Origin of the sequence: Massiliimicrobium timonense, assembly GCF_002160865.1 — a bacterium.
In the GTDB taxonomy this organism is placed as follows: Bacteria; Bacillota_I; Bacilli_A; order Erysipelotrichales; family Coprobacillaceae; genus Allocoprobacillus.
Genome location: NZ_NFLJ01000004.1, coordinates 61,217 through 77,029, shown reverse-complemented (window position 1 = coordinate 77,029; position 15,813 = coordinate 61,217). Strand labels below are relative to the sequence as shown.

Below are 15,813 nucleotides of genomic sequence, written 5' to 3'. Positions count from 1 at the left end.
ATGAAACATATTTTTATGATGCATGATACAAAACGTCATCATGATTTAGAAAGCATGATTCAAACAGTCATGCAAGATATTCCTTATGAGATTGTTTATACAACTTCAATGCAGGATAGTCAAAAATATATCAAGGCATGTCTACAACCATCTAGATTTTATGCTGTTGGAGGAGATGGAACAATCAATGGTCTTTTACAGGCACTCGTTTACACAGATCATGAACTTGTTGTATTGCCATTTGGAACAGGGAATGATTTTTGTCGTACCTTGACAAAAGAAAAAAATATTCAAAAAATACTTATACAATCCTTACAACAATCATCACAAAAAGTAGATACAATTCAAATCAATAATCGCTACTATTTAAATTCTGCCTGTTTTGGTTTGGATAGTATTATCGCAAATAAGGTCAAAGATATACCCAATATTCCATTGATTCCAGAATCACAGAGTTATATTGTTTCTATTTTTAAACAAGTTTTTCAATATGAAAAACAAAATGTGAAGATTGTCAGCAATGGTACATGTTTATTTGATGGACCTGTTATTTTATGTACATTAAATAATGGTCAATATTATGGTGGTGGTTTTCAAATTACACCTCAAGCACAAATTCAAGATGGCTATATGGATATTTGCGTTGTTGATTATGTACCTAAAATAAAGATTCCTTATCTGGTGACATATCTTTTAACACACCAGTTACATAAAAGACATGAAGTTCATTATTACAAAGTCAAAGAAGCAACTGTTTACTGCCAACAAAGTGGTAACTTGGATGGAGAGGAATACAAGGAAGATGTTTATCATTTTCATGTTTGCCCTCAATCATTGAATTTAGTGATGTTTTAATAAAAATAAAACCTTTCTTTTTTATATCAAAACACTATTTATAAGATATAATAAAAAAGAGGAAGTGTTCATCATGAAAAGATTTGTTATTTTATTGATGTTGATAGTTTTCATGTGGGGTTGTCAAGAAAAAGAAATTGTTTCACTAACTGAAGTCAATCATCTTAATGAAACAGCGGATGAAATGCAAGACCGTGATTATGATTATTTCTTTCAAGTAGAAATTGATACTTCACGTAAAGATGTAAAAGTTATAGAAATAAGACATTATAAAGATGGAGAGATTATAGATAGACCGCTTTTATTCATGAAAACAAATGAAAATAGAGATGGGATACCACCGATTCAATATGTTTATATTGGATATCAATTTGAAAATTGTCAAGGAAGTCATCAAAATGTTGATTCTTTAAAGGTCACTTCTTATTTTTATGGCCCAGCTACTGAAACTATTGATGAATATCCAGCATTAATCTTTGAAAGTATAGATGATCAAGTGGAATGTCAAAGAAATCAAATAAAATATTGTCAAATCATTGAAGAAAAGAATCAGAAATATTATATTTGTCCTATTTTTTTAGAAAAGAATGTGAATCAAGATTTATCAATTCAAGAAATGATAGATCAAGGATATGAGATGATTGTATTGGAGATAAGATAAATTGATAAAATATCTTGTTTATAGCGAGATTATGATAATATTTTTAACAAAAAGACTTAAAAATGAGGAATAAGTATAAAAAATTCAAGAAAAATTTGAGTATTTCTTAAAAAAGTGGTATATTGTTGGAGGTAAATGAAGTAATTTATTGCAATGTAAAACGCTTTCATTTATAATATGTATTAAGGAGGGGACGCAGTGAAAATTAAATTACAAGTACAATTTCATAATAAAAACGTTGAAACAACATCTATTGAGAAGTTAGTAAAAGAGGATGTTAAATCAAAAGGTGTGAAAATGACAACTATTGATACATTAGAGGTTTACTATAAACCAGAAGATTCTTCTGTATATTATGTTGCGACAACAAAAACTGGTGAAGTCGTTGGAAATGACCAACCATTATACATCGGTTAATCTTAATATTACAAACATATACCCAAAGAAAGAGGCTCATTTGAGCCTCTTTCTTTATCCCTTATTTAACAATATGAATACGGTTTTCATTTTTATCTTTTGTAGGTGTTTCTTGATTGACATAACCAATAGAAGCACAACCAACAACTTGATGATTATGAGGAATACCCATTTTATTTAAAATGTTTCTTACTTCATCAACATCTTGTGTATCACGGAGTTGATTGATCCAGCATGAACCAATGTTTAGACTTGTTGCTGCTAGAAAGATATTTTCCAACATACAGCTACCATCTTCTACACGTCTTGAATCATATTCAGGACCACTGACAATCAATAGTATTGGTGCATGATAAGAGAAATGATAAGTATCTGGTTTCTTTTCACCACGTTCTTCACTTACTTTTTTGATAGCTTCAGTGAGTTCATCAATATAGCTTGGATTGGTAATAGCGTAGATTTCACATAACTGTCTATTCATCGCACTAGGTGCTTGAATTCCTGCTTTTAAAATCGCTTGAAGTTCTTCATCTTTAATCATTTCACTTCGATAACTACGACAACTTTTTCTTTGTGCAATTGTTTGTAATGTTTCATTCATTTTATATCACCTCTTGCTTTCTATTATAGTCTGATTGTTTGAAAAAACAATGCTAAAACATAAATTTTATGGTATACTAGGGGCAATAAAGGAGGAATATATGTGAAGAAGTTATTCGCTGGATTTATGGCACTCATGTTATTGTCTGGATGTAGTCAAAATCAAAAGGCACATTATTTTATGTTGACGAATGATCAAAAATTAAGTGCTTTATATAATTCTGAAGGTGAACAAATAACAGATTATCAATATCAATCTTTTGAAAAAGTTGGTAATCGTGGGTATATTATAACAAATGCTAAAAAGCAGGTAGGATTTATTGATTTAGATGGTGATGAAATCATTCCTGTTGGAGAATATGAAACACTGGAAAGTGTCGATGATATGTTTTATGCGACCAAAAAAGTGGAAAAGAAAAAAGATGATCAAAAAGAAAAATCAACTCAAAATACATTTGTTAAGGAAAATCTTTATGTTTTAAATGAAGATGGTGAAGTTTTATATCAGGCTGATAAATCAACGGCTATTATGCAAAGTGGATTACCTGTGATTTTAAAAGATAAAGAATATATAGTTTTATATCGAAATGGTGAAGAACTTTATAAAGGAAAAGAAGCTGTTACATATGTGAATCAGTATTCAAGTGCAAAATCAATTGTTATTGGGTTTAAAGACTATAATCATTTTTATTATTCTACTCAAAATGAAGAACAGAACTTTGATATGAAGATTGAAAAAGGAAATTATGAGTTTTTAATTCAAAATGATCAAGGATGTATACTCAATGATGAGAAATTAAAAAGTATGATCTATATTGATTTTGAAAAGCAGGAAGCTTCTCAAAATCATATAGCAATTAAAGATGCTTATTTTGATGATAAAGAAAATATTATTTTAACCCATGATGATAAAACATATATTTATCCAACGGGTGGTGTTCCTGTTTTAATTAATTCATATTATGTGAATGCCAAAACATATCTTGTACGTGAAGAAGATGTCTATGGGCCACATATGATTTATAAAAATGGTCTATCTAAGGGAAATCTTGAAAATTGTCAGCTTTATCCAGAAGTGATGTTGCTGTATTTTGAAATTTTTCCAGTTTATATACAGGATAAAGGATATGCTTACTATAGTTTTGATAATAAACAAGTTATTGATCAGATATACCTTGAAGCTCAGCCATTTGATGCCAGTGATACAGCTATTGTGAAAATTGATAATAAGGGATATTCATTAATTGATGAAGAAGGACAAATTTTAACAAAAAATACGTATTATCGTATGGAGTACATAGGCAGTTCATATTATGTCGTTTATAATGAAAATGGTATGTATGGTATTATTGATACAACTGGAGAAGAAATCTTTCCTATTGAGTATACGTCATTACCAGAAACACCAATTATTGAATATAATGATGAAAATTATATGATGTTGAATAAAAATGGAAGAAGTTATATTTATGATGTCAATAATGATATGGAAGAATTATTTTCTATTGAAGGGGATTTGACTTTCCACCAAGAGGGATATTTTTCTGATGGATATCATTATTATACAATGGATGGAGAAAGTATAGAATAAGGAGTAAATATGGAATATTTGATTGTATTATTGTTGATTTTTATAGGTGTGTTGTTTTTGATGCAGCTTGTCTTTTTTGAATTGACAAGAAGTAAAATGGAAAAAGCCAATAATATCAACTGGTTTTTATCTTTAGATAAACCATTTAGCTATAATCGTGTTGGATATATGGTTTTTCTTTGTTTGATTTGTTATTTTATATCATCACCAGTTGAATTATTTACTTTAAGCTGGTTTGTTTACTTTGTTCTCTTTTTAGCAATGGGGATTGTAGCTGATGCAGTTGTACAGTATGCCATTATGGTATACAGCAAAAAAAGATGTCGTCGTCAAATAGAAGATGCTCATTTACTACAAAATGAATTACAACATTTTTCACCAAGTACTCAGTTAGAAAATGATTATACACTATCATCTCCTAGCTATCACGAAGAAGATGTTTTAAGACGTTATATCCAATCACAAGATCATCTGGCAGTCATGAGTGTGGATGCTGGAAAGTTTGCCAGTCAGTTAAAAGGTGAAACAGAAGCCATGTTTGTGATTGAACCTTATACGGACACACAAAGAGTTCAAAGTGAATTTACAGATGATCTGTCTGTAAAAGTGACAACTTTAACACCAACAGGGAAAATGCCTTTTAAAGATGAAAAAATTGATATTGTGATGTGTCAAAAATGTAATTATGATAAAAGTGAGATTTTTAGAGTTTTAAAAAAAGGTGGCTACTTCATTGTCAATCAACATGGAACAGAAAATTTAAAAGAATTTGTTCGTCTTTATATGCCTTTCCAGATGAAAGGAAGCTGGGATGCACAAAACTGTGCTCAAACATTAGAGAGCATTGGAATGCGTATTGTAGATAAATTTGAAGATTATGGAACTATTCGTTTTCATAGTATTCAAGCTATTTATCAGTATTTTACAAAGGTTTCACCAGATTTTGCTAATGTTAATAGATATCAAGTTTTCTATTTACAGGCATTAAAAGAAATTAAAGAACATTCTTATTTTGAAATGACAACGCATCAATTTTTAGTTGTGGCTCAAAAAATGTATTAAAAGGAAACTTCATCGTAAGTTTTCTTTTTTTATCTCAATGATGTTCATTTCATTTTCATATTTTTTACATGAGATGTTCATATCTTTATTGTATTATGAAATGGCAAAGGATGATGAATATGAAAAATAAAGGTATTATTTTAGGGTTTATTGTGATGGTAATATTGATTGCCATCTTTATGAAAAAACCAATCGAAACAAAAAAGGAGATACGTTATAATACGACACACAAAAGAGAAGATATAGAAAAGATTATGGATATGGCTATTGATGAATATACGAATGCTCAAGCAGATGTTTATAGTGTTTATTATGATGAAGATATCAGTCATGAAACGGAACAATCGTATCTTCAAAAGGATACAGATATTCAAGAAGTCATCGTTGTTTATTTGGAATTTAAAACACGTTTCTTTAATGTTCATCCAGCACTTGGTGAAAATCACTATTATAGTGATTATATGTATATTGCATGTAAAAATGCAGATGGTATTTGGCAGTGGAAAGATGGTGGTTATGGGTAATAATTAGAAGTATAAATTGCTTTTTTATTGTTTATATCACAGTTTTTTGAATAGGCTAAATAGATATAAAAAATATAAAAAAAGACTTGACAAAAAAATATTATGTAAGCGTATTAATTTCTTTTGAAAATGTATGGAAAAGTAATTCAAATGTGTTATAATAAGACTATAAATTATTAAGGAGGAGTCAATAAGATGGCAGAAAAATTATCTTTTGTAGTTTCAGATCCAGTTGGATTACATGCTAGACCTGCAACTATCTTAGTAAACCAAGCTAGCAAATTTACTAGCAATATCAAATTATGTTACAATGGTAAAGAAGTTAATTTGAAGTCAATTATGGGTGTTATGTCTTTAGGTGTTCCTACTAAAGCTACTGTAGAAATCGTAGCTGAAGGTGACGATGAAAAAGACGTAATCGCATCAATTGCTAAAGTTATTAAAGAACAAAAAGTTGCTGAATAATATAAGGCTTCAAATACATGGAACTATACATTTTGTATAGTTCTTTTCTTTTGTTTGACATGAATATAAAATGTGATACAATATATTTAGATATTTAGAAAAATGTCTAAATATTAAAGGAGGGAGAGATATGGGTGATGCATTTAAAGCGTTAAGTGATCCAACGAGAAGAAGAATCTTAGAATTGTTACAGGATAGACCTTTAAATGCTGGAGAAATTGCAGATTGTTTTCAAATGACAAAACCATCTATATCACATCATTTATCTATTTTGAAATCGAGTGGTTTGATCATTGATGAAAGACAGGGACAAAATATTGTTTATAGTATTGATATGTCTGTTTTTCAAGAAGTAATGAAGTGGTTTATGAATTTTATTGATATGGGGGATGAAAAATGAGAATAAGAGTTTTTGATGGAATCTTGTGGGGAGTGACTTTTCTTTTGGTAGTGACTGTCTTTTTGATGCCAGATACAGTCCCTTTACATTGGGATGAAAACTGGCAAATTGATGGTTATGGCAGTCGTTATATGTTTTTGATTTTGGCTTTTATACCAATGGCCATCTATTATGGGATGACACTTACAAAGCATATTGATCCTAAAAGAATGAATTTGGAAAAAAGAAAGAAAACATATCGCCTTTTTCAATATGGTTTAACAGTGTTCTTTTTGATTCTTGCTGCTTTTTTTGAATATTCAGCTTTTAATCCCCAACAAGATGGTGAACAGTTTGTGTTATTGTTAGTGTCTGTCTTATTAATAGGAATGGGTAATTATTTACCTAAAATACCACAAAATTACTTCTTTGGTGTCAAAACACCATGGACACTAGCAAGTGAGTATGTCTGGAAAAAGACACATAAAATAAGTGGCTATTGTTTTATATTGATAGGATTCATAAATGGTATAAGTGCATTAGTACATTTTTCTTACACTTATCTGGTATTGATGATTAGTATTATAGGTATGACTGTATTTATTTATGTGTATTCTTATTTTTTATTTAGAAAGTGTAGCCAAAATATTGACGAGTAAATATTAAAGATATAAAATTATAATATAAATAATATTAATAATTAATGAAAGAGAGGATATCTTATGTTAAAGATTGAACATTTAACAAAAAAATATGATCAATTTAAAGCAGTAGATGATTTATCATTGCATATTGAAAGAGGTCATATTTATGGTTTTATTGGTCATAATGGGGCTGGAAAAACGACAACATTAAAAGCAGTTGCTGGGATTATGCCTTTTGATGAAGGAGAGATTATCATTGATGGAAAGTCTATGAAAACACATGCTTTAGAATGTAAGAAAATCATGGCTTATATTCCAGATAATCCTGATTTATATGAATATTTAACAGGTATTCAATATTTGAATTTTATTGCAGATGTTTATCAAGTATCAAAGGAAGAAAGAGAAAAACGTATTTCTCAATATGGGGATATGTTTGATTTAACAAGTGATCTGGCTCAACCTATTAGTGCTTATTCACACGGGATGAAACAAAAGTTAGCGATTATTTCAGCTTTTATACATCAACCACAATTAATTTTAATGGATGAACCATTTGTTGGATTAGACCCTAAAGCATCACATTTATTAAAACAAATCATGCGTGATCATTGTGATCGTGGTGGTGCTATTTTCTTTTCAACACATGTTTTGGAAGTGGCTGAAAAGTTATGTGATCGTATTGCGATTATTAAACAAGGAAAATTGATTGTCAGTGGAAAGACTCAAGATGTAATTGGTGATGAATCACTTGAAGATGTTTTCTTAGAGTTGGAGGATGATGACAATGTTAATGACGCTCATTAAGATTAGATTGCAGGGTATTTTATTAAGACAAACAAAAAGTTCTAAGAAAAAAGGAAACAGTATTGGAAAACTGATATTACTTGGTTTATTGTTTGTTTATGTAGGTGTTGTCTTTATTGGTATGTTTGGGATGTTGTTTTATTCTTTGATTGAACCATTTGCAATGATGGGAATTGAATGGTTATACTTTGCTTTAATGGCATTATTCATTATTTTGCTTTGCTTTATAGGAAGTATTTTCTTAACACATCATGAAATTTATGAAGCTAAAGATAATGAATTGTTGTTGGCTATGCCTATTAAAAATAGTGATATTTTATTGAGTCGTGTGTTTACAATTTTGATTTTAAATTATGTCTATGAGTCTTTGATTGCGATACCAGCTTTCTATGTTTATATCACTAATGTCGGTATGACGATGATTGAAATCTTTATGTTTATTATTGTTGTTTTGACACTACCATTGTTTGTTTTAGCGTTATCTTGTTTATTTAGCTGGATTTTAGCTCATGTGCTTGTCAAAATTCATCGCTTCAAAACGGTTATTTCTATTGTATTATTTGTCGGTTTCTTTGGTTTATATATGTATGCTGTGAACTCTTTACAGACATATCTTGTATGGCTTGTTGAAAATGGTAAGAGTATTGCTGAAGCGATTGAAAAAACAGTCTTTCCATTATATCATTTAAGCATTGCTTTAACTAAGGGAAATATAGGTAGCTTTGTGATTTATCTTATTTGTGCCTTATTGCCATTTATTATTGTGATTTATTTATTATCTATGAACTTTACGAAAATGGCAACTTCAAAACCTAAGATGAAAAAAGTTATTTATAAAGCAAAACCAATGAAACAAAATACAATGTTTAAAGCTCTTGTCATCAGAGAAATCAAACATTTTACTTCTAATGCGATGGTGATGTTGAATGGAGCAATGGGTATTATTCTTTGTATCATCGCTGCGGGAGCTGTCTTGATTTATCAAGATGAAATTCAAATGATTGCTTCTATTCCTCAGATTCAAGAATATATGACTCCAGTGTTATGTTTAATGGTTATTGCAGTATCATCATTAAATATGATCAGTGCATCCTCTATTTCTTTAGAAGGAGATCGTTTCTGGATTATTAAGTCACTTCCAATAACAACACAGGATATTTTAAATTCAAAATTAGCTATGCATGCTTTCTTATGTATTCCCGGTGGTTTAATTCTTTCTGTCGCTTTGATTTATGTGACAGGTATTGGAATGATTGATAGCTTACTTGTCTTGGTTGTTCCTATCTTATTTACACTATTGATTGATTTTTTAGGATTATTACTCAATTTATGGAAGCCTAAGTTTGACTGGGTTAATGAAACAGTCTGTGTGAAACAGAGTTTACCTGTTGTTTTAACGATGTTTATTTCAATGGGATTAGCTGTTGTGATTGCAATGGTGTATGGACTATGGTTAGTTGATATTCTCTCTATTACAGCTTATATGTATAGTGTGATTATGATTGTTATTATTTTAGATGTTGTTCTTTATCAGACAATTCAAACGTGGGGTATACAACAATTTGAACATATATAAAAAGTAGAATAAAAGGCTGTACGAGATAAATAATCGTAAAATCATCTCAAAGAAGAAAACGGCAATGAATATCAATTACGATCATCATTGTCGTTTTTTTGTATATAGAGATTATGGAAATACATTATACAATCTAATTGCACTCATAATTATAATGTAAGTCATTTTTATGATATTAAAGCAAGAATAATGAATGTGCTAATCAACAAAAAGCAATTTATATTATTTTAATCTAGCATGAAATAAATTGCTTTCATATAGTGGATAAGGTGGTTTCAAATCAATGTTTTGATGTCATTAAAAACTATTAATGTACTTTTTACCTGACATTAACAATCTTTAGAAGCTGTTTTGTTATAATCCGTTTATAAATGGAGGAAACAAAATGGGAAAAAAAGCTAAAAAGTTAATTGGTAGTAGTATGAGTGTTCTTGTTGTGGCATCATCAATGAATTTGAATGCATTATCTGTTGTTCATGCAACAGATACACTTACAAAGAATGCTTCAAAAATTATAAGTCCAGTGATGATTAGTGAGATTGTAGCTGATACACATCAATCTGATATGGAAACTGCATCAGGTACAGATGCTTTTGAATATATTGAGCTCTACAATACAACGAATCAGACTTTAGATATGGATAATTATCTTATTCAAAATGTTAATGGAAGTACGCATACTTTATGGGAAATCCCTGAAGGTACAACAATCGAAGCAGGGAAGACACTGGTTGTATGGGTACGTAATAGTGAAAGTGACTCACTTGATGAAAATCAATTCCGCTCTTACTATAACATTACTGATGAATCAGTAAATATTGTGAAAACAAATGAATCGGTGAATGGTTTTAGTAATTCTGAAGAACGTTCAATGGAAGTCCTTGTCAAGGATACTAAGCAAGTCATTAATTCTATGACTTATAATGATGGAGAAGCAAAGGCCCAGACAAAAAAGGGGATTACATTTCAATATCAGGATGGTCGTATTCAAGAATTGACACTTGGCTATGATGGAGATCCAACGCCAGGATCATTGGTAGATGAACAAACATTAGATGACCATTATGTCGTTAATAAGGATGAAGATGCAGCAGTTAGTCTATTAGTTAATGAGACATTTAACCCAAATGCATCATATGTTGTGAAAGCAACTACAGACTTAACTTCTGTTATATTAGAAGCAAAAGCCTTTATAAATAATAAGTCATATAATATGACTTATGATAATGGTGAATTTTTTGTTTCTATTCCTGCATCAGATTTAAGTGGGTTAGAATCTTTTGAGTTATCAGTTGAATTAACTGATGGAGTTAATGAATTAAAATCTAATAAGACAATTACAGCAGAGACAACAGATTCAGTGAAATATCAATCACCATTATTATTGACTGAGTTTGTACCTAATACTGTTAATGTGGATGGCTCTGATGCATTTGAATATTTTGAAGTTTATAACGCTAGTAATCAGACAGTAGATTTGAAAGATTATCATTTTATTTATGTTAATGGAACTAAAGAAACTGAATGGATATTGGAAGATGATATTCAATTAGAAGCAAAGAAGACTTTAACTGTATGGATTCAAAATGAAAAAGTGATAAGTGCTCATTATACAGTGAACGACTTCAATAAAAATTATGGAACAGCTTTAGAAAAAGGTAAAGATCTGACAACAGTACAAAGTGATGGTTTATCAAATTCTGGGTCTCGTATAATGAAGATTACTTCACAGACAGGTTTAGAATTAAATCGTGCAGAATATAATGCACAAGATAGTTCTAATGAGAAAATAGATGAAAATGAGTCTATTTATGTAACATATGAAAACTCTAAAGGAGTTGTTCATTATGATGGTGAACAGACTGTAGGAAATGTTTCTAATCAAGTTTTTGGAGAATATCAACGCCCTGATGTGATAGAGAATCCTACTGTATCAATTGATGCACCATCTGTGGTTTCAAATCTTCAAGATTATGAAATGACGATTCAGACAAATCTAGAAAAAGTTTTCACAGCAACTGCAGATATTTATAGTGGAGAAACACTCATTGATACAATTAACTTTACATATGACAATGATATTTTAAAAGGGACAATTGCATATAATGCTGTTAAAAATTATGACAGTATAACTTATAAAGTCACAATCAGTGATGGAGTCAATCAAGCTACTTATACATCATCTTTAATTCCAGTTCAAAGTGGAGAAGTCGATGTAACAAATGCACCAGCCTTAACAATCACTGAAGTTATTCCAGATACTTCTAATGTAGATGGTGCAGATGCGTATGAATTTATTGAAATCTATAATAACTCTAATAAGGATATAAATTTGAAAGATTATAAGCTCTATTATAATTATCCAGATAGTGGTAGTGATAGTATTTGGTGGGAAACAAACGAAGATAAGATTTTAAAATCTGGAGAAACACTTGTTTTCTGGATTAAAAATGGTACAAATGATGCTTTAACAAAAGATAATTTTAATGGAAAATGGGGAACAAATCTTTCAGATGACCAATTGATTGAAATTTCATGTGGTGGGATGTCTAATAGTGGAGCGAGAGGAATTAAAATAGCGACTAATGTTAAAGACGTGATTGATTATGTAACATATAATATGGATGGAACTGATAATACAACAGCTGACAAATCTATTGTTTATCAAAACCAATATAATAATGGACAATTCCAGTCTGTATTAGTGAGTGATGATAGAACGCCTACACCTGGTAGAGTTGATAGTAATACGAAACCGCAATATTCTCCAGTATTGCCAGATACAGTAAGTGAACCTGTTTTAGAAGATCGTACAGCATCAACTTTTCATACAGATGAAGATTTTACATTTGAAATCAAAGCAACTTCACAAGAGACAACGATTAAAACTGTATCATTATATATGAAAGATAATAAGTCAAATGGATATACTCAATATAATCTTTTAAGAAATAATGGAGATGTTTTCAATTATACTCTAGCAAGTGTTGACTTAATTGGGAAATCTTCTTATGAATATTATTTTGTTGTTAGTGATGGATATCAAACAGTAACAACTGATGTGAAAACGGTAAACAATGAAGAGGGAACTCTTGAGGGTGATCGTTTCAATATTGATGATCAAACAGTGGTATCACAAAATCAACAAATTATAGGAACGGGAGAAAACCTTATTCTTGATGGTAAAGATATTACAGGTGAAGCCAAAAAATCTATTAGCAATTCAGCAAAAATTGCATTTGATGCTTCACAGACAGATGTCTTCTTTAAAAATGCAGTTTCTATAGGTAACGATTCAATAGGTGTCTTTAATGAAGGAACTTATGACTCATGGATGACATATAGTTATGATGTAGATGCAAAATATTTTGATTATGATAAAAAACAGGTGACAATTGCATTCCATGCTGGAAATAAAGCTAATGTGTTAGAACATAATATTGAAAATAACGATGATTTTGTTTTAAAGAATATTCGTCTTGTTTTACCTGATGGTACATCTTTGAGAGGAAAATATACTGGTGTTAAGGGGCTTGGAGCAGTTGAACATACTGCAGATAACTGGCATCCAGATCAACCAGAAACATTGGACAATTATTCTCCACAAACTGAAATTTCAATGGGAGATGGAACAAGTAAAATAGAAATTCTTTATGTCACATTTGATATTCCTGAAGCATCATTTGATTCATTACGTTATGATCTTGATACAACAAAGTTATCAGATGGTGTGCATACACTTCAAACTGGAGAATCATCTATACAGTTTATAGTAGATAATACGGCTCCTGAAATTATGACAAATATGGAAGAAAATGCACAATATAGAAGTCATACAATTGAAGCGAGTGCTAAAGATGCTATAAGTAAAAATGTTTCTTTATTAGCAACATTGGATAATCAAGCAATTGAATTGCCTTATGCATTTGATACAAAGACATTAGATGCTGGAGAACACGTTTTATCTTTAACTGCTACAGATGAAGTAGGGAATATGGCTACCAAAACAATAACATTTACTGTTCCTGAAGAAAATGCTACTGTTGGTGAAATCACACCAGGTGATGGGTCAGTGATTCATGGTGATCCTACATTATCTGTTCAAGTGAGTGATGCAACAAATGATGTTATGAATGTTGCATTTAAGAAAGGCCAAAAATATACTTTGAATGATCAAAATATTCAAGCTTCTCAAGGTGTGAGTCAGACTTCTGGTACTAATGAACAGTCTTTTGAAACAAATTCTGCCAATGGCTTCCCATATCAGCAATTTGATATTAAGGTTGATTCTTCATTTACAAATAAGGATGCAATGAAAGTTCATTGGGAAGGTGAAAGTAATAATGCCAAAACATTTATGTATGTTTATAATCACACAACTCAAGAATGGGATTTACAAGATGCCCAAAAGATTTATGATGGCAGTCAGATTGAATTAACTGCATCAATAGAGTTAAATGATTATCTCAAAGATTCATCAGTAAGAGTCATGATACAAAATGGGGAAGGATATACGCCACCTCAATATGATTCACAAACAACACGTATTACAACTTCTAATGAAGATGATACTCCTCGCGAAGATTATGATTTTACATTTGTTGTAGAAAGTGATACACAATATTATAATGAAGATTATGATGGTAATCCTGAACAAGATGTTGATGGTTCATATCAGTATCAGTTAGATATTCATGAATGGGTTCTCGCAAATAGAGAACGTATGAATATTCAATATATGTTCCATGATGGAGATATTATTGATGATGAACATCTTGAACCTGAATGGGAAAATGCCGATAAAGCTTATAAAATGCTTGATGAAGCAGGAATGCCTTATGGTGTATTGGCTGGTAACCATGATGTTGGTCATTTAAGCGGTGATTATACAAGTTTTTCTCAGTATTTTGGAGAAGAAAGATATAATCAGAATCCTTGGTATGGTCAAAGTTATAAAGATAATCGAGGACATTATGATTTAATTAGTGTAGGTGGTATTGACTTTATTATGATTTACATGGGATGGGGTATTGGTGATGAAGAAGTTCAATGGATGAATGATGTCTTAGCACAATATCCTGAACGTAAGGCTATTTTGAACTTCCATGAATATTTACTTGCTAGTGGAGGTTTGGGTGAAGAACCTCAACGTATCCATGATGAAGTCGTAGCTGTGAATCCAAATGTCTGCATGGTATTATCAGGACATTATCATAACGCTCAGACAAATGTAGAAAACTTTGATGATAATCAAGATGGTGTTGCAGATCGTACGGTTTATCAGATGTTATTCGATTATCAAGGATTAAAAGCTGGTGGTATGGGATATATTCGTTTAATGCATTTTGATTTAGAAGGTGAAAAAATTATTATTCGTACATACTCACCTTCATTAGATGATTATGATGCTAAAGATGAAACTGATATTGGTGATGTCGCCAATATTAATGGAGAAGAAGAATTTGAAATTCCTTTTTCAGCATTGGGAATCGAACCAAAGACAAAGAGTCTTGAAACTTCATCTTTAGATATAGATGTTTATGGAAGTGAAGTATTAGGTGAAGTTAAAAATGTAGAAAGTGGACAAACTGCACAATTGACATTAAATAATCTGGCCAATCAAACATTAGGATGGTATGCTGAAATTACTGATGAAAATGGTGGATTGACAAGAACGGATGTGCAGTATATTACAGTGAACAAAGAAGAAAAAGCACCAACAATTATTTTACCATCAGATAATACATTTACTGTTGGAGAAGAATTTGATCCAATGAAGGGTGTGAGTGCAACGGATTATACAGGAAAAGATATTACATCTCAAATTCAGGTTGCTGGTCAAGTGAATACATCAAAACCTGGAACTTATGAATTGACTTATACTGTATATGATGAATATGGTTATTCTACTCAGGCTAGAAGAGTGATTACTGTCAAAGCAGAATCATCATCTCAAGGTCAACCTTCTCTTCCTGATGAAAATAAACCAATGCAAAATCCTAATCAGAACACTCCACAACAAAGTGATAACCCTTCACAACAAATTCAAAGCCAAAACAATATTCAACAGGTACAATCATCTATACAACCACAAACTTCAGACCTTTATGGGAATTTTGCAGGATATTTATTTATTGCCATTATAACATTGCTTGGTATTGCATATTTAACATTAAAAAATAAAATCAAAGATTTATTTCAAAAGTAAAAATGGTAAAAGGAATTGGTTTTA

13 protein-coding genes are annotated in these 15,813 nt (G+C 30.6%); 12 read left to right on the top strand and 1 reads right to left on the bottom strand.

From position 1 onward, the window contains the following. The 3 genes from B5E75_RS02145 to B5E75_RS02135 all read left to right on the top strand — a co-directional run bounded on the left by B5E75_RS02145 (position 1) and on the right by B5E75_RS02135 (position 1,933). On the top strand, positions 1 to 855 hold the full coding sequence (locus tag B5E75_RS02145; RefSeq protein ID WP_087357151.1) for a diacylglycerol/lipid kinase family protein: 855 nt from the start codon (positions 1 to 3) through the stop codon (positions 853 to 855). 73 nt (positions 856 to 928) lie between these two features. After that, positions 929 to 1,516 (top strand): hypothetical protein, encoded by a 588-nt coding sequence (locus B5E75_RS02140; RefSeq protein WP_087357150.1) that lies wholly within the window; start codon positions 929 to 931, stop codon positions 1,514 to 1,516. A 198-nt stretch (positions 1,517 to 1,714) separates the two neighbouring features. Then, positions 1,715 to 1,933 (top strand): DUF6465 family protein, encoded by a 219-nt coding sequence (locus tag B5E75_RS02135; RefSeq protein ID WP_087244848.1) that lies wholly within the window; start codon positions 1,715 to 1,717, stop codon positions 1,931 to 1,933. 61 nt (positions 1,934 to 1,994) lie between these two features. Here B5E75_RS02135 and B5E75_RS02130 read toward each other — a convergent pair whose 3' ends face one another. After that, positions 1,995 to 2,534, bottom strand: coding sequence for a nitroreductase family protein (locus tag B5E75_RS02130; RefSeq protein ID WP_087357149.1), 540 nt, complete (start codon positions 2,532 to 2,534; stop codon positions 1,995 to 1,997). 102 nt (positions 2,535 to 2,636) lie between these two features. On the opposite strand from B5E75_RS02130, the gene B5E75_RS02125 reads away from it, so the two are divergent. The 9 genes from B5E75_RS02125 (at position 2,637) to B5E75_RS02085 (ending at position 15,789) form a co-directional block, all read left to right on the top strand. Next, positions 2,637 to 4,124 (top strand): putative periplasmic lipoprotein, encoded by a 1,488-nt coding sequence (locus B5E75_RS02125; protein ID WP_087357148.1) that lies wholly within the window; start codon positions 2,637 to 2,639, stop codon positions 4,122 to 4,124. A gap of 9 nt (positions 4,125 to 4,133) precedes the next feature. Then, entirely contained in the window at positions 4,134 to 5,186 is a 1,053-nt protein-coding gene (locus B5E75_RS02120) for a class I SAM-dependent methyltransferase (protein ID WP_087357147.1), read from the top strand. Between the two features lie 119 nt (positions 5,187 to 5,305). Then, positions 5,306 to 5,710 carry a hypothetical protein gene (locus tag B5E75_RS02115; protein ID WP_087357146.1) on the top strand — a complete coding sequence of 135 codons (405 nt, stop codon included), beginning with the start codon at positions 5,306 to 5,308 and terminating at the stop codon, positions 5,708 to 5,710. Between the two features lie 195 nt (positions 5,711 to 5,905). Then, entirely contained in the window at positions 5,906 to 6,175 is a 270-nt protein-coding gene (locus tag B5E75_RS02110) for a phosphocarrier protein HPr (RefSeq protein WP_087357145.1), read from the top strand. 130 nt (positions 6,176 to 6,305) lie between these two features. Beyond that, the gene (locus tag B5E75_RS02105; RefSeq protein ID WP_087296879.1) at positions 6,306 to 6,575 is read left to right on the top strand and encodes an autorepressor SdpR family transcription factor; all 270 of its coding nucleotides are present in this window, start codon (positions 6,306 to 6,308) and stop codon (positions 6,573 to 6,575) included. Then, positions 6,572 to 7,213 carry an SdpI family protein gene (locus tag B5E75_RS02100; protein ID WP_087357144.1) on the top strand — a complete coding sequence of 214 codons (642 nt, stop codon included), beginning with the start codon at positions 6,572 to 6,574 and terminating at the stop codon, positions 7,211 to 7,213. The genes B5E75_RS02105 and B5E75_RS02100 overlap by 4 nt, the downstream gene beginning before the upstream one ends. A gap of 63 nt (positions 7,214 to 7,276) precedes the next feature. Then, positions 7,277 to 8,005, top strand: coding sequence for an ABC transporter ATP-binding protein (locus B5E75_RS02095; protein WP_087357143.1), 729 nt, complete (start codon positions 7,277 to 7,279; stop codon positions 8,003 to 8,005). Further along, the gene (locus B5E75_RS02090; protein ID WP_087357142.1) at positions 7,986 to 9,581 is read left to right on the top strand and encodes a hypothetical protein; all 1,596 of its coding nucleotides are present in this window, start codon (positions 7,986 to 7,988) and stop codon (positions 9,579 to 9,581) included. Before B5E75_RS02095 ends, B5E75_RS02090 begins: the two co-directional genes overlap by 20 nt. A gap of 385 nt (positions 9,582 to 9,966) precedes the next feature. Beyond that, a complete protein-coding gene (locus B5E75_RS02085) occupies positions 9,967 to 15,789 on the top strand; it encodes a lamin tail domain-containing protein (protein WP_087357141.1) in 5,823 nt (1,940 codons plus the stop codon). The last annotated feature ends 24 nt before the right edge of the window (positions 15,790 to 15,813 follow it).